This window comes from Pseudomonas sp. R1-1 (genome assembly GCF_051132135.1).
Taxonomy (GTDB): Bacteria; Pseudomonadota; Gammaproteobacteria; order Pseudomonadales; family Pseudomonadaceae; genus Aquipseudomonas.
Window position 1 is genome coordinate 6,123,171 of the sequence record NZ_CP071663.1, and the last position, 15,367, is coordinate 6,138,537.

The 15,367-nt window shown below is 60.8% G+C and carries 15 protein-coding genes; 6 read left to right on the forward strand and 9 right to left on the reverse strand.

Annotated elements, in window-relative coordinates; genetic code table 11:
- Positions 1–45: 45 nt before the first annotated feature.
- Positions 46–720, reverse strand: coding sequence for a methionine ABC transporter permease (locus J3P75_RS27325; protein ID WP_434593864.1), 675 nt, complete (start codon positions 718–720; stop codon positions 46–48).
- Complete coding sequence (locus J3P75_RS27330; protein WP_203420185.1) at positions 720–1,727, reverse strand: methionine ABC transporter ATP-binding protein; 1,008 nt, start codon at positions 1,725–1,727, stop codon at positions 720–722. The genes J3P75_RS27325 and J3P75_RS27330 overlap by 1 nt, the downstream gene beginning before the upstream one ends.
- Before the next feature lie 262 nt (positions 1,728–1,989).
- Between J3P75_RS27330 and katE the strand changes: the two genes are divergently transcribed.
- On the forward strand, positions 1,990–4,131 hold the full coding sequence (katE, locus tag J3P75_RS27335; RefSeq protein ID WP_434708879.1) for a catalase HPII: 2,142 nt from the start codon (positions 1,990–1,992) through the stop codon (positions 4,129–4,131).
- Between the two features lie 94 nt (positions 4,132–4,225).
- Here the strand turns inward: katE and J3P75_RS27340 are convergent, their stop codons facing one another.
- From J3P75_RS27340 to J3P75_RS27355, 4 genes are read right to left on the reverse strand one after another with little or no spacing between them, the layout of a single operon-like run.
- Positions 4,226–4,939, reverse strand: a complete 714-nt coding sequence (locus J3P75_RS27340; protein ID WP_434708880.1) for a PA5502 family lipoprotein — start codon at positions 4,937–4,939, stop codon at positions 4,226–4,228.
- 37 nt (positions 4,940–4,976) lie between these two features.
- Positions 4,977–5,765, reverse strand: coding sequence for a zinc ABC transporter permease subunit ZnuB (gene znuB / locus J3P75_RS27345; protein ID WP_434708881.1), 789 nt, complete (start codon positions 5,763–5,765; stop codon positions 4,977–4,979).
- Positions 5,758–6,543 (reverse strand): zinc ABC transporter ATP-binding protein ZnuC, encoded by a 786-nt coding sequence (gene znuC, locus J3P75_RS27350; RefSeq protein WP_434593875.1) that lies wholly within the window; start codon positions 6,541–6,543, stop codon positions 5,758–5,760. The genes znuB and znuC overlap by 8 nt, the downstream gene beginning before the upstream one ends.
- Positions 6,543–7,025: a Fur family transcriptional regulator gene (locus J3P75_RS27355; RefSeq protein WP_090287953.1), complete on the reverse strand. Its 483-nt coding sequence runs from the start codon at positions 7,023–7,025 to the stop codon at positions 6,543–6,545. The genes znuC and J3P75_RS27355 overlap by 1 nt, the downstream gene beginning before the upstream one ends.
- Positions 7,026–7,091: 66 nt before the next feature.
- On the opposite strand from J3P75_RS27355, the gene znuA reads away from it, so the two are divergent.
- Positions 7,092–8,012 carry a zinc ABC transporter substrate-binding protein ZnuA gene (gene znuA, locus J3P75_RS27360; RefSeq protein WP_434708882.1) on the forward strand — a complete coding sequence of 307 codons (921 nt, stop codon included), beginning with the start codon at positions 7,092–7,094 and terminating at the stop codon, positions 8,010–8,012.
- Positions 8,013–8,140: 128 nt separating this feature from the next.
- Here the strand turns inward: znuA and J3P75_RS27365 are convergent, their stop codons facing one another.
- Together J3P75_RS27365 and J3P75_RS27370 are read right to left on the reverse strand one after the other, a co-directional pair.
- Positions 8,141–9,094 (reverse strand): homoserine kinase, encoded by a 954-nt coding sequence (locus J3P75_RS27365; RefSeq protein WP_434708883.1) that lies wholly within the window; start codon positions 9,092–9,094, stop codon positions 8,141–8,143.
- Positions 9,095–9,150: 56 nt separating this feature from the next.
- Positions 9,151–9,438, reverse strand: coding sequence for a DUF2782 domain-containing protein (locus J3P75_RS27370; protein WP_203420178.1), 288 nt, complete (start codon positions 9,436–9,438; stop codon positions 9,151–9,153).
- A gap of 74 nt (positions 9,439–9,512) precedes the next feature.
- Here J3P75_RS27370 and polA point away from each other — a divergent pair, with 74 nt between their 5' ends.
- Positions 9,513–12,317 carry a DNA polymerase I gene (polA, locus tag J3P75_RS27375; protein ID WP_434708884.1) on the forward strand — a complete coding sequence of 935 codons (2,805 nt, stop codon included), beginning with the start codon at positions 9,513–9,515 and terminating at the stop codon, positions 12,315–12,317.
- Positions 12,318–12,730: 413 nt separating this feature from the next.
- On the opposite strand, the gene yihA is transcribed toward polA, so the two are convergent.
- Positions 12,731–13,378 (reverse strand): ribosome biogenesis GTP-binding protein YihA/YsxC, encoded by a 648-nt coding sequence (yihA, locus tag J3P75_RS27380; protein WP_093096291.1) that lies wholly within the window; start codon positions 13,376–13,378, stop codon positions 12,731–12,733.
- Positions 13,379–13,569: 191 nt separating this feature from the next.
- Between yihA and J3P75_RS27385 the strand changes: the two genes are divergently transcribed.
- The 3 genes from J3P75_RS27385 (at position 13,570) to J3P75_RS27395 (ending at position 15,358) form a co-directional block, all read left to right on the forward strand.
- The gene (locus J3P75_RS27385) at positions 13,570–13,875 is read left to right on the forward strand and encodes a c-type cytochrome (protein ID WP_016772347.1); all 306 of its coding nucleotides are present in this window, start codon (positions 13,570–13,572) and stop codon (positions 13,873–13,875) included.
- A gap of 30 nt (positions 13,876–13,905) precedes the next feature.
- Complete coding sequence (locus J3P75_RS27390) at positions 13,906–14,517, forward strand: c-type cytochrome (protein WP_434708885.1); 612 nt, start codon at positions 13,906–13,908, stop codon at positions 14,515–14,517.
- Between the two features lie 199 nt (positions 14,518–14,716).
- Positions 14,717–15,358 (forward strand): thiol:disulfide interchange protein DsbA/DsbL, encoded by a 642-nt coding sequence (locus J3P75_RS27395; RefSeq protein WP_434708886.1) that lies wholly within the window; start codon positions 14,717–14,719, stop codon positions 15,356–15,358.
- Positions 15,359–15,367: the final 9 nt, after the last annotated feature.

A 15,367-nucleotide genomic window follows, 5' to 3' on the forward strand; every position in this document is an offset into this window, starting at 1 on the left:
CGCCCGCCAGCGAATGGCCCGCGCCTCTCTTGATTAAAAAACCGCTTATTTGCGCGAGAAATGCACGACCAGGCGGTCGCCAACCATCTGCAACACCTGCACCAGAATCAGCAGCAGCACCACGGTGACGATCATCACGTCGGTCTGGAACCGCTGGTAACCGAACCGGATCGCCAGGTCACCCAGCCCACCTGCGCCGACTACACCGGCCATCGCCGTGTAGGACACCAGTGTAATCGCTGTCACCGTAATCGCCGCGAAGATGCCCGGGCGTGCTTCCGGCAGCAAGGCATTGATGATGATCTGCCGCGTGGTCGCGCCCATCGACTGGGTCGCTTCGATGATGCCGCGGTCGACCTCACGCAGCGCGGTTTCCACCAGTCGCGCGAAGAACGGCGTGGCACCGACCACCAGTGGCGGTATCGCACCGGCCACGCCCAATGACGTGCCAGTGATCAGTACGGTGAACGGGATCATCACGATCAGCAGAATAATGAACGGCAGCGAACGCAGGATATTCACCGCCAGCGACATGATCGCGTACAGGCCACGGTTTTCCAGCAACTGACGCGGGCTGCACAGAAACAGCAACACACCCAGCGGCAGGCCGAGCAGCACGGTGAACAGCAGCGAACCGCCGAGCATCAGCATCGTGTCGCCGGTGGCCAGCCAGATTTCGTACCAGTCGATATTGGTGAAGAAACTGATCAGGTCTTCCATTAGCGCAATACCTCCATGTGAACGTCAGCGGCGGTGAAGCGGGCAAAGGCCGCTTCCATGTCGCCACCGGTGACGGCGAGGGTCAATTGCCCGTAAGGAATGTCTTTGATGCGGTCGATGCGACCGGCCAGGATGCTGTAGTCGACGCCGGTTTCCCGGGCGACGGTACCGAGCAACGGCGCGTAGGTCGCTTCGCCCTGGAAGGTCAGACGCACGATGCGGCCCGGCACATGGGCGAAATCGTCACGCTGCTCGCTTTCGTCGATCTGCTCGCTTTCCTGAACAAAACGCTTGGTGGTCGGGTGCTGCGGATGCAAGAACACATCGGCTACCGAACCCTGCTCGACGATAACGCCGGCGTCCATCACCGCCACTTGGTCGCAGACACGGCGGATCACGTCCATCTCGTGGGTGATCAGGACGATGGTCAGTTTCAGTTCGCGGTTGATCTCCGCCAGCAGTTGCAAAACCGAGGCGGTGGTCTGTGGGTCGAGGGCGCTGGTGGCCTCGTCGCACAGCAGAATCTTCGGCTTGGTCGCCAGCGCACGGGCAATGCCGACGCGCTGTTTCTGGCCGCCGGATAATTGTGCCGGGTATTTCTTCGCGTGATCGGACAGACCGACCCGCGCGAGCAATTCGGCGACGCGTTTGTCGATGTCGCTGGCCGACAGTTCGCCGGCCAGGGTCAGCGGCAACGCGACGTTGTCGGCGACGGTCTTCGACGCCAGCAGGTTGAAGTGCTGGAAGATCATTCCGACCTGCTGACGGAAACGGCGCAGGCCGTTGGCGTCCAGCGCGGTGACTTCTTCGCCGTCGACAATGATCTTGCCGCCGCTGGAATCTTCCAGGCGATTGATCAGACGCAGCAGGGTACTTTTTCCCGCACCGGAATGGCCAATCAGGCCGAATACCTGACCGTTCTCGATGGTGAGACTGGTCGGGTGCAGCGCGGGGATGTCCTTACCGGCGACGCGGTAAGTCTTGTGCACGTTTTGAAACTCGATCACGTAGCGAACCTTGTGGGGCGCGTTGGAAAAGGATCAGCGGTTAGCCGGGCGCGCATTTTAGCCTGTCCGTATAGAGGTTCTTAGCATTTATTTCGCAATTAACCTTCGATTTGGCAATAACACGATCAAAGGTCAGATAAACGGAACGGCTGAAACCCTCGCCAGTCACTAAGTAAGCGACTTCAAACCCTGGGTGCCGTGCCCGGGAATCACTCAAGGGTCTGCGGAAGGCATCCGGGGCCAAACGAGGAGTTTACGTCTGATGAGCATCAAAAAGCCTGCACCCGCTAAAAGCGAACTGGCCGGGACCGATACCCCGGATCGCGCCAACAGCAACGCCAAGCTCGACAGCCTGGAAGAATTCCGTTCCGACGCCACCGGCCAGGCCCTGCGCACCAATCAGGGGGTGAAGATCGCCGATAACCAGAACACGCTCAAGGCAGGTGCCCGCGGGCCGTCGCTGCTGGAAGACTTCATCATGCGTGAGAAAATCACGCACTTTGACCATGAGCGCATTCCCGAGCGCATCGTCCACGCCCGCGGCACTGGTGCCCATGGTTTCTTCCAGAGCTACGAAAACCACGCGGCGCTGACCAAGGCCGGTTTCCTGCAGGACCCGGGCAAGAAAACCCCGGTGTTCGTGCGCTTTTCCACGGTGCAGGGCCCGCGCGGTTCCGGCGATACCGTGCGTGACGTACGAGGGTTTGCGGTGAAGTTTTTCACCGACGAAGGCAACTTCGACCTGGTCGGCAACAACATGCCGGTGTTCTTCATTCAGGACGCGATCAAGTTTCCCGACTTCGTCCACGCGGTAAAACCTGAACCGCACAATGAAATTCCTACCGGCGGCTCGGCTCACGACACCTTCTGGGACTTCGTCTCGCTGGTGCCGGAATCAGCGCACATGGTGATCTGGGCGATGTCCGATCGCGCCATCCCGAAAAGCCTGCGCAGCATGCAGGGCTTCGGCGTGCACACCTTCCGCCTGATCAACGCCGAGGGCAAATCGCGCTTCGTCAAATTCCACTGGCGCCCGACTGCCGGCACCTGCTCGCTGGTGTGGGACGAGGCACAGAAGCTTGCTGGTAAAGACACTGACTACCACCGTCGGGATCTGTGGGAGTCGATCGAAATGGGCGACTACCCGGAATGGGAACTCGGCGTACAGATCGTCGAGGAGGAAAACGAACACGCCTTCGATTTCGACATTCTCGACCCGACCAAGATCATCCCCGAAGAAATCGTACCGATCACGCCACTGGGCAAAATGACTCTGAACCGCAACCCGGACAACTTCTTTGCCGAAGTCGAACAGGTCGCGTTCTGCCCGGGCCATATCGTGCCGGGCATCGACTTCTCCAACGACCCGCTGCTGCAAGGCCGGCTGTTTTCCTACACCGATACGCAGATCAGCCGACTCGGCGGGCCGAATTTTCATGAGCTACCAATCAACCGCCCGGTCGCGCCATTCCACAACGGCCAGCGTGACGCGCAGCATCGCACCACCATCGACAAGGGCCGCGCCTCCTATGAGCCGAACTCGATCGATGGCGGCTGGCCGAAAGAAACCCCGCCGGCCGCGCAGGACGGTGGTTTCGAAAGCTATCCGGAGCGCATCGACGCCGCCAAGATCCGCCAGCGCAGCGAATCGTTCAGTGACCACTTCTCCCAGGCGCGGCTGTTTTTCAACAGCATGAGCGACCACGAGAAGGAGCACATCATCGCTGCCTACAGCTTCGAACTGGGCAAGGTCGAGCGTGAGTTCATCCGCGCGCGGGAAGTGAACGAGATTCTCGCCAATATCGACCTGACCCTGGCCAAGCGCGTCGCGGAAAACCTCGGTTTGCCAGCGCCAATCCAGGGCACAGTCGAGGTTCGTAAGACCTCACTGGAACGCTCGCCAGCGCTGAGTCAGGCCAATCTGCTGCCGGGTGATATCAAGACGCGCAAAGTGGCGATTCTCGCTGCAAACGGCGTAGACAGCGCGGCCATCGATGCGATGAAAAAAGCGCTGAAAGCGCAAGGCGCCCACGCGAAAGTGCTCGGCCCGACTTCGGCACCGGTGAAAACTGCGGACGGCAAGGCATTGCCAGTGGATGCGTCGATGGAAGGCATGCCGTCGATCGCCTTCGACGCGGTGTTCGTGCCGGGTGGCGCGGCGTCGATCAAGGCATTGAGCGCTGATGGCGTGGCGTTGCATTACCTGCTCGAAGCCTACAAGCACTTGAAGGCGATTGCGCTGCACGGCGACGCCAAGCAGTTGCAGGACTTGCTCAAACTGGAGGCGGATGCCGGGTTGTTGCAGGGCGCGGATGTGGCTGCGTTGACCAAGCCGTTCTTTGCCGCGATTGGCGAGCATCGGGTTTGGGCGCGGGAGCCTAAGGCCAAGGCGATTCCAGCCTAAAAATCTCCGCTGACAGTAACAACGCCATCGCGGGCAAGCCCGCTCCCACAGGGCCATATTGTCCTTGTGGGAGCGGGCTTGCCCGCGATGCTTTTTATGGCTTGCGCGGACTTAAAACCATCTGCGCCGGTACTGTGCGCAAAATCTGCTTTTCGATCTGCAGATTAAAATCCGGATTGAGCTTTTTAACCCGTTTGCTCAGCAACGTCGCTAGCCAGGGATAGTCTGCCGTGCGCGGCGCCTGGATACTCACGGCACACTGGTAATTCACTACATCGGCGGCAATCGCATCGAGTTGCCGCTGCAGTTTGTGAATGTCATGGATGTTCAGCGCAACCGTGGTGCTTTCCGCGGTCGGGTCGATCACTTTGGCTTTCGGCCGGGCTTCGGCAGCCAGCAGCGCCGCTTCGGCTTTTTCCAGCTCGGCCTTGCGCGCTTCGGTGATGGCGCCGTTGACGCCGCCGGTCAGCGCTGGCGCCTTGGGCATCAGCACACGGGCGCGGCTTAACGCTGTCGCGGCGGCGTTGACATCGCCCTTTTGCAGAACGATCTGGCTGCGCAGCAGGTATGCCTCGGCCAGTTGCCGTTGATATTGCTCAAGGGACTGATCGTTGGGCGTTGCGGCTTGCAACGCGGCCAGTTGATCTTCGGCGGTGGCCAGTTCGCTGCTGGCCAGGCTTTGCTCCAGCTGTGCGATGGCCGTAGCCCGCGCGTCGGGGACTTCAGCCACCGGCGGCGTACTTTGGCAGGCGCCCAGCAGCACGGAAAATGCGACAAGGAGCAGATAACGGGATGCGAACGGCTTCATTCCTGCGACTCTCTAATTGCGCAAAAAGCGAGCAAGTCTACACCCCTCGACGGGGCAGAACAAAACTCAGCAGAAACAGTGCGGCGGCCGTCACAACGATTGACGGCCCCGCCGGGGTGTCCTTGAACCACGACAGCGCCAGCCCGCCGCACACCGCGACCATGCCCAGCAGGCTCGCGCCCAGCGCCATCTGCTCGGGCGAACGGGCGTGACGCTGTGCCGCAGCCGCCGGGATGATCAGCAGCGAAGTAATCAGCAACACCCCGACGATTTTCATCGCCACCGCAATCACCACCGCGATCAACAGCATGAGTGCCATGCGCAGGCCGGCCACCGGCAGGCCTTCGACTCGCGCCAGTTCTTCGTGCACGGTGACCGCCAGCAAGGGCCGCCACAGCGTCACCAGCAACACCAGCACCGCCGCCGTGCCGCCGAGAATCCACGCCAGATCGGTCGGGCTGATCGCCAGCAGGTCTCCGAACAGATAGGCCATCAGGTCGATCCGCACTTCATGCATGAAGCTTAGTACCACCAGACCGAGCGAGAGGGTGCTCGGCGCAAGAATTCCGAGCAGCGTGTCGGAGGCCAACGGCTGACGCTGCTGCAAGGTCACCAGCAACACCGCCAGCAACAGGCAACCGACCGTCACCGCCACCGTCGGGCTGACATCGAGCAAAAAGCCCAGCGCCACACCGAGCAACGCGGCGTGGGACAGGGTGTCGCCGAAATAGGCCATGCGCCGCCACACCACGAACGAACCCAGCGGGCCTGCCACCAGCGCCAGTGCCAGACCTGCAAGCAGGGCATACAACAGAAAATCAGCCATGCTTGCAGTGGTCTCCGTGAACATGGGGTTGCCCGGAAACCGGGCCTTTGACCACCGAACCATGCAGGTCGTGGGCGTGGTCGTGATGGTGGTGATAGATCGCCAGGCTCGGTGCATTCTTGCCGAACAGCTCGACGAACGCCGGATCGCCGCTGACCTGCTCGGGATGCCCGGAGCAGCAGACGTGACGATTGAGGCAGACCACCTGATCGGTGGTGCTCATCACCAGATGCAGATCGTGGGAAACCATCAACACACCACAGCCATGGCGGTCGCGCAGGCGGGTGATCAGGCTGTACAGCTCGGCCTGCCCGGCAACGTCGACGCCTTGTACCGGTTCGTCGAGCACCAGCAGTTCCGGTTCACGCAGCAATGCCCGAGCGAGCAATACGCGCTGCATTTCACCGCCGGAAACGCTTTGCACCGGGCTGTCGATCACGTGCTCGGCGCCGACTTCCTTCAACGCGGCCAACGCTCGCGGACGATCAACACCCGGCACCAGACGCAGAAAGCGCAACACCGAGAGCGGCAGGGTTGGATCGACATGCAGTTTCTGCGGCATGTAGCCAACGCGCAGTCTGGGCTTGCGCCAGACGCTGCCGCTGTCCGGTTTGAGCAAGCCGAGCACGGCGCGCACCAGCGTGGTCTTGCCGGCGCCGTTGGGCCCGATCAGGGTGACGATCTGCCCCGGCTCGACGCTCAATTCGATATTGTCCAGCACGGTCTGCCCGGCAAATGTCACGGCGACCTGTTCCAGACGGATCAGCGCGTTGCTCATCAAGCCCCCTGGCAACCGGAGCACAGGCCGACCACTTCGACGGTCTGCGCTTCAACGATGAAGCCAACATCCCTGGCGCTGTTGATGATCGCGTCGCTGATCACTTTTTGTTCAAGTTCAATGGCGGCGTGGCAAACCCGGCAGATCAGGAACTGGCCCTGATGCGCGTGTTCCGGGTGGACGCAGCCAACGAAGGCGTTGAGCGACGAAATGCGATGCACCAGACCGTTTTCCAGAAGGAAATCCAGTGCCCGATAAACGGTCGGTGGCGCGGCGCGGCGGCCGTCCTGCTCGCTGAGCACGGCAAGGATGTCGTAGGCGCCCAGCGGCTTGTGGCTCTGCCAGACCAGTTCCAGCACCCGCCGACGCAAAGCAGTCAGGCGCAGGCCTTTCTGGGCGCACAAAGTATCGGCCTCGGACAGAGCGCTGTGCACGCAATGTGAGTGGTCGTGGGGACGGCTGGCGATCGGTGTAATAGGCATGGGCGGCGACGAGTTTTGATAGAGACGTTATTATGTTACCCGTTCTCGCTTCCTTGAGTGGTCATCGTGTCCCGAATTTTTTCTGTTTTTGTGGCTTTTATCGCCAGTTTCCTGCTGATCGGTTCGGCTCAGGCCGAGGTCAAAGTGCTCACCAGCATCAAGCCGCTGCAGCTGATCGCCGCAGCCGTGCAGGACGGTGTGGCCGTTCCCGAAGTGTTGCTGCCGCCGGGCGCCTCGCCACATAACTATGCGCTGCGCCCGTCCGACGTACGGAAGGTGCAGTCGGTCGATCTGCTGTACTGGATCGGCCCGGACATGGAAGGTTTCCTGCCGCGCGTGCTCAACGGGCGCACCTTGCCGAGTGTTGCGGTGCAGGATCTGCCGGGGCTGAAACTCCGGCATTTCGCCCAGGACAACCATTCCCACGCCGAAGAAACCGACGACCATGATCACGACCATCGCCCCGGCTCGCTGGATGCCCACCTGTGGCTGTCACCGGAGAATGCGCGGGTGATCGCCGACAAAATGGCCGCCGACCTGAGCGCTGCCGACCCGGCCAATGCCCAGCGTTATCAGCACAATGCCAAGGCATTCGATGAGCGTCTGGATGCCTTGGATCAACGCCTGAAACAGCGCTTGGCCAGTGTGGAGGGCAAGCCTTACTTCGTGTTTCACGAGGCGTTTGATTATTTCGAAGACGCCTACGGCCTGAAGCACGCCGGGGTGTTTGCTGTCGCTGCTGAAGTGCAGCCGGGCGCCCAGCACGTCGCGGCGATGCGCACCCGTTTGCAGGAAGTCGGCAAGACCTGTGTGTTCAGCGAACCACCGCTGCGTCCGCGTCTGGCGGAGACGTTGGTCGCCGGCCTGCCGGTGAAACTGGCCGAACTGGATGCACTGGGTGGTTATACGCCGGCGACGGCTCAGGGTTATGAGCAGATGCTGGAGAAGTTGGGGAATGATCTGGCCGGGTGCCTGGAATCGCTCTAGCGCCGCACTCCTTGTGGGAGCGAGCCTGCTCGCGAAAGCGCTGGGTCAGTCAACATTCCTGCTGAATGGACCGCCGCCTTCGCGAGCAGGCTCGCTCCCACAGGTTCGGGTTGTCTTTCAGAATTGATTCACAGGGCGAAAGGCAACGGTGTATTGACCTGCTGGCGCTGCGCCAACCGCTGCTCGAATTCCTGCGGGTCGTGAATCAGCACATCCTGCCCGGCAAACTGCTCGGCGGCGATCAACCGTGACAGCCAGAACCGCACGCAAGCCACGCGCAGCATCGTCGGCCACAACTCGGCCTCCGCCGCAGTGAACGGGCGCAGCGCCGCATAGGCGCCGAGGAACGCGCGGGTACGCGGCCCGTCGAGCGCGCCGTCTTCGTTCGAACACCAGTCATTCAAGGCAATCGCCACGTCGTAGAGCATCGGCCCCGAGCAGGCGTTGTAGAAGTCGATCAACCCGGTCAGGTGAGTGCCTTCGAACATCGCGTTATCGCGAAACAGATCGGCGTGAATGTTCGCCCGCGGCAACGCCAGAATCCGCTCCTTCTGCACGGTGATTTCATTCAGAGCCTTTTGCAGCAAGGCTTGCGGCTCACCGCTCAGGTGCGACAGGAACTCGCCACCCTCCTCCAGCATCCAGTCCAGGCCACGATCGGTCTTGCGCTTGATCATGCGCTCGCCCTGAGTGGCCAGGTGCAGATGCGCCTGCAACTCGCCGACCTGCGCGCAATGCTGGGCATTGGCGACCTTGATGTGCTTGCCGGCCAGACGCGGTTGTAACAGCGCCGGTTTGCCTTTCAACTCGCGCAAGGCCACGCCGTCCGTGGTGCGCAGCGCGTAGGGCACCGGCAGATCGGCTTCGTGCAGCACATTGAGCAGGTCGATGAAAAACGGCATCTCCTGCACCGGCCCGCGCTCGACCAGGGTCAGGACAAATTCGCCCTGCTCCAGGCTGATGAAAAAATTGGTGTTTTCGCTGCCGGCGGCGATCCCCTGGAAATCAAGCAGACGGCCGAGCCCGTAAGGGGCGAGAAAGGTTTCCAGCTCGGGCCGAGCCAGGGGCGTGAACACAGACATGTCTTAACTGCCAGTACGGGCGCCGCAACCGCGGCGCCAAGTGAATTAAAAATCTGCTACCACTCGAATATCTTCCATGACGGAATCAGCATATCCGGCTGGTCCGAGCGGATGAAATTAGCGTCCGTACCATCGGCACGCACCAGAAAATAGGGTTTGCCATTCTTCGGCGTGATTTTGATCGCATACAGGAAACCGTTTTGCCGGTACTCCTGAATGGTCTTGTCGCCGTCCGTACGGATGGTGACCTCAGGGTCTCCCCCCGGCGCATCATCCGCCGCCATCGCGGCCAACGGTGAGACAGCAATCAGACCGACCAGCAGCAAGCGATTTAACGTACGCATGATAACCTTGTCCCTTTGTCGTCAACGGTCCCGCTATTCTAGCCCCGGACCCGCCGAAAAGGTTGATCCTGCTCATGAGCCAAGCCCCCCTCGTCCTGGTGGACGGTTCTTCTTACCTGTACCGCGCTTTCCACGCGCTGCCACCACTGACCACGTCCAAAGGCCTGCCGACCGGTGCGGTCAAGGGCGTGCTGAACATGCTCAAGAGTCTGCGCAAGCAGTACCCGGACAGTCCGTTCGCCGTGGTGTTCGACGCCAAGGGCGGGACATTTCGCGATGAGATGTACGCCGAATACAAAGCCAACCGCCCAAGCATGCCCGATGACATGCGCGTGCAGATCGAGCCGCTGCACCAGAGCGTGATCGCTCTCGGTTTCCCGCTGCTGTGCGTGGACGGCGTCGAGGCCGACGACGTCATCGGCACCCTCGCCCGCAGCAGCGCGGCGGCGGATCGCCCGGTGATCATCTCCACCGGCGACAAGGACATGGCGCAGCTGGTCGACGGACACATTACCTTGGTCAACACCATGTCCGGTAGCTCGATGGATGTGGAGGGCGTGAAGGAGAAATTCGGCGTCGCTCCAGAGCAGATCATCGATTATCTGGCGCTGATGGGCGATTCGTCCGACAACATTCCGGGCGTTCCCGGCATCGGACCGAAAACCGCATCCGGCCTGCTGGTCGGGGTCAATGGCGGCCTGACTGAGCTGTACGCCAACCTCGACATCGTCCCGAGCCTGCCGATTCGCGGCGCCAAGACCCTGCCGGCCAAGCTCGAAGAGCACAAGGAGATGGCATTCCTCTCCTACCAATTGGCGACCATAAAGATCGACGTGCCGCTGGATATCGGCCTCGACGACCTGCAGATGGGCCCGGAAGACCCAGCCAAACTGTACGAGTTGTACACCCTTCTGGAATTCAAGAGCTGGCTGAACGACCTTGATCGCGACGCCAAGCGCCTGGAACTCAGCGCGGCGGCCGAACCGGCGCCCGCGCATGATCTGTTCAGCGCGCCACTCGCCGAGCCAGCCGCTGCGCCTGCTGAGGCCGCGTACGAAACCATCCTCGATCAGGCACGCTTTGACGTCTGGCTGGAAAAACTGCGCAACGCCAAGCTGTTCGCCTTCGACACCGAAACCACCGGTATCGACGCGCAGCAGGCGCAACTGGTCGGCCTGTCGTTTGCCGTACAGGCCAACGAAGCCGCCTATATCCCGCTGACCCACTCCTACATCGGCGTGCCGGAGCAACTGGATCGCGACACCGTATTGCGCGCGCTGAAACCGATTCTCGAAGATCCTGACAAGCTGAAAGTCGGCCAGCACGCCAAGTTCGACATGAACATTCTGGCCAACTGCGCCATCGGTGGCGATCAGAGTGAAGGCATCAGCGTGCGCGGGATTGCCTACGACACCATGCTTGAGTCGTATGTGCTCAATTCCACTGCTACCCGCCACGACATGGACAGCCTCGCGCTGAAATACCTGGACCACACCACCGTGAGCTTCCAGGACATCGCCGGCAAAGGCGCCAAGCAGCTGACCTTCGACCAGATCGCGCTGGAACAGGCCGGGCCGTATGCCGCCGAAGACGCCGACATCACCCTGCGCCTGCATCAGGCGCTGGTGGAAAAACTCAATGCCATTCCGAGTCTGGCCAGCGTGCTGACCGATATCGAAATGCCGCTGGTGCCGGTCCTGGCGCGCATCGAGCGTCAGGGCGCCTTCGTCGACGCGGAATTGCTCGGCATCCAGAGCATCGAGCTGGGCAACAAGATGGTCGCGCTGGAGCGCGAAGCGTTCGAAATCGCCGGTGAAGAATTCAATCTCGGTTCGCCGAAACAGCTAGGCGTGATCCTTTACGAGAAACTCGGCCTGCCAGTGCTGAAGAAGACCGCCAAAGGCCAGCCGTCCACCGCCGAAGAAGTGCTGGCGAAACTCGCCGAGGACGATCACCGCTTGCCGAAGGTGCTGATGGAGCACCGTTCGATGAGCAAGCTGAAAAGCACCTACACCGATCGCCTGCCGGAGCAGATCAACCCGCGCACCGGGCGCATCCACACCTCGTACCATCAAGCCGTGGCGTCGACTGGTCGGCTGTCTTCCAGCGATCCGAACCTGCAGAACATTCCGGTACGCACCGCTGAGGGTCGGCGTATCCGCCAGGCTTTTGTGGCGCCAAAAGGCTACAAACTGCTGGCGGCGGACTATTCGCAGATCGAACTGCGGATCATGGCGCACCTGTCGCGCGACGAAGGCCTGATGAACGCTTTCCGCAACAACCTGGACGTGCACACCGCCACCGCCGCCGAAGTGTTCAAGGTCGAGTTGCATGAGGTGAGCTCCGACCAGCGTCGCAGCGCCAAAGCGATCAACTTTGGCCTGATCTACGGCATGGGCGCGCAGAAACTCGGCAAGGACATCGGCGTCGACACCAAGACTGCCAAGGCCTACATCGACACGTATTTCGCCCGTTATCCGGGGGTTCGCGAGTACATGGAGCGCACCCGCGCGCAGGCGGCGGATCAGGGCTACGTCGAGACGTTCTTCGGCCGTCGCCTGTACCTGCCGGAGATCAACTCCAACAAGCCGCAGGAACGCGCCGCCGCCGAGCGCACGGCGATCAACGCGCCGATGCAGGGCACCGCCGCCGACATCATCAAGAAAGCCATGGTCGCGGTGGACAACTGGCTGACCACGTCCGGGCTCGATGCCCGGGTCATCCTGCAGGTGCACGACGAACTGGTGCTGGAGGTGCGTGAGGATCTGGTCGAGCAGGTCAGCGCCGAGATTCGTCAGCACATGAGCGAAGCGGCGACCCTGGATGTGCCGTTACTGGTTGAAGTCGGTGTGGGCAACAACTGGGATGAGGCGCACTAAGACGCTTGTCTGCCGCGACCCGAGTCGCGGCAAACCCCGTCAGAACGGGCTTAGACCTGAACGCGCTGCAACCTATTCCAAACTTTTCGAAAAAAATCTGAACTAATCTGACGACCGAACACTCAGAGGTACTGAATGGCTGGTGAAGCCCTTCGATGCTCCTATGTTGTGTTAAGTGTTGGCAGATATCTGAACCCCGCCCTAGCGGTTCGGAACTTGAACCCCGGAATTCGACCTCCCCACTGAATCCCGGGGCTTTTTTTTGCCCCAAAACTGGCTGTGATGCCGTCAGGCTGCGTTAAAGGCATCGCTAAAAATGCTCATTTAGGTTCCCTAAAGTCGAGCGCGACCCCGGCCGTTTTAGCGATGCCTTTGCCTTGCCTGACAGCACCACAGACAGTTTTGAACTCGCCTTACTCCGCAGCTGCGGCCTCGGTGTTTTTGTCGGCCAGTTCCATCCAGTCGGCCAGGACGGTGTAGGCCTCTTCCAGGCCCATGCGTTTTGGTGCGGAGAAGAGCTGGATAGTGATCGAGTCGCCCCAGCCTTTGCGGATTTCCGACTGTACTTTCAGCAGCGTGTTTTTTGCCGCGCCGTAGGTCAGCTTGTCGGCTTTGGTCAGCAGGATGTGCATCGGCATGCCGGCCGCGACGGCCCAGTCGAGCATCAGCAGGTCGAAATCGGTCATTGGATGGCGGATGTCCATCATCAGAATCAGACCCTTCAAACTCTCCCGACCACCGAGGTAAGCCTCCAGGTGGCGCTGCCAGTGTTGCTTGAGCGGGATCGGTACTTTTGCGTAACCGTAGCCCGGCAGGTCGACCAGACGCCGATCATCGTCTAGCTTGAAGAAATTCAATAGCTGTGTGCGACCCGGGGTTTTCGAGGTCCGCGCCAGGCTGGCGTGCGTCAAAGTGTTCAATGCGCTGGATTTACCGGCGTTGGAGCGACCGGCAAACGCCACTTCGAAGCCTTCGTCGTCAGGGCATTGATCGACTTTGGCGGCACTGAGCATGAACGTGGACTGTTGGCACAGGCCGAGGATGGGATTCTTGAGTTGCATGGGATTTCCGATGTGGGCGGCGCCGGGATTGGGCGCGGAACGCGGTGTCGCTTCCGTTTCAGTGACGCCAGTATATAATGCCGCAGATTTTGTGTGTGCTTTGTCCCAGCGAAGGATGAAGTTCACGAGAGCGACGAAGCTTGATTGCGCATTAGAACGCAGATCGCTCTCAACCCTGAAAAGGTCGTTTTATGACGAAATGGCTGCTGGCTGCCGGAGTCTTGATGCCGCTTTACAGCGCACAGGCTACACAGGATCCGGAAGCAGTGTACAACCGTGTTTGTGGTGCCTGTCATTCCGGCCAACTACCCATGGCGCCCGCAAGAGGCGATCAGGAAGCTTGGACGCCAAGGTTGGCGAAAGGTATGGGGACGCTGGTGCAACACGTGACCCAGGGTTTCAAGGCGATGCCGCCGCGTGGTTTGTGCATGGACTGCAGTGCCGAGGATTACCAGGCCATCATCCTGTGGATGAGCGAGAGTAAACCCGGTCCATAACTTAACCCTTAGCCGTAGTTGGATTAGCTGATGAACAAACTGATCGTGAGTCTGCTGTTGACCGTGGGAATTTCAGGCTTCGCCCATGCTGCCGGCGATGCCGCAGCAGGCCAGGCAAAAGCGGCCGTATGCGGAGCCTGCCATGGCCCGGACGGCAACAGCATGGCGCCAAACTTTCCGAAACTGGCCGGGCAAGGCGAACGCTACCTGACCAAGCAACTGAAAGAAATCAAGGATGGCAAGCGGGTCGTGCTGGAAATGACCGGTCTGCTGACCAATCTCAATGATCAGGACCTGGCTGACCTCGCCGCCTACTTCGCCAGCCAGAAAGGCAGCGTCGGCGCCGCCGATCCGAAACTCGTCGCGCGCGGTGAAGCGCTGTTCCGCGGCGGCAATCTGGACAAGGGCCTGCCCGCCTGCACCGGCTGCCACTCGCCGAACGGTTCTGGCAACGCCGCCGCCGGCTTCCCGCATCTGGGCGGCCAGCACGCGCAATACATTGCCAAACAGCTGACCGACTTCCGCAAGGAAGAAGGCGGTCGCGCCAATGATGGCGACGCGATGACCATGCGCACCATCGCCCGCAAGCTGAGCGACGAAGACATCACAGCCGTTTCCAGCTACATCCAGGGCCTGCACTGAGGCCTTGTTTCGGGCGTTGAGCGAGGCGGACATCTCCGGCAACGTTAACGCTCGATTAATCCGTCGCAGCAAGTATAAAAAGGGTGGCTTTGGCCGCCCTTTTTTGTGGCCGCTGCCGTTACACTACAGCACTCATGCCCGCCAGGACCTGTCTGAAAACAGGTCGAGCGAGGCGACCCAAATTGTTCAGGAGTAAAGCATGCGTAATCTGATCATCAGCGCCGCCCTCGTCGCTGCCAGCCTGTTCGGCGTCACCGCCCAGGCCGCTGAAGCCCCTGCCGCCCCTTACGTGGAACTGGCCAACCCGGTTCCGGTTGCAGTGCCTGGCAAGATCGAAGTGGTCGAGCTGTTCTGGTATGGCTGCCCGCACTGCTACGCGTTCGAGCCGGTGATCAATCCCTGGGTTGAAAAACTGCCTTCCGATGTCAACTTCGTGCGGATCCCGGCCATGTTTGGCGGCCCTTGGGACGCTCACGGCCAGATGTTCCTGACCCTCGAAGCCATGGGTGTCGAGCACAAGGTTCACGCCGCGGTGTTCAACGCGATCCAGAAAGAACACAAGAAGCTGACCGACAAGAACGACATGGCTGACTTCCTCGCCACGCAAGGTGTGGACAAGGACAAGTTCCTGGCCACCTTCGATTCGTTCGCCATCAAAGGCCAGATCATCAAGGCCCGTGAGCTGGCCAAGAAGTACGAAATCACTGGCGTGCCAACCATGATCGTCAACGGCAAATACCGTTTCGACATCGGCTCGGCCGGGGGTGCCGAACAAGCGCTGAAACTGGCTGACGATCTGGTCGCCAAAGAGCGAGCGGCGACCAAGGCGGCTGCCAAGTAAGCGCGGCCA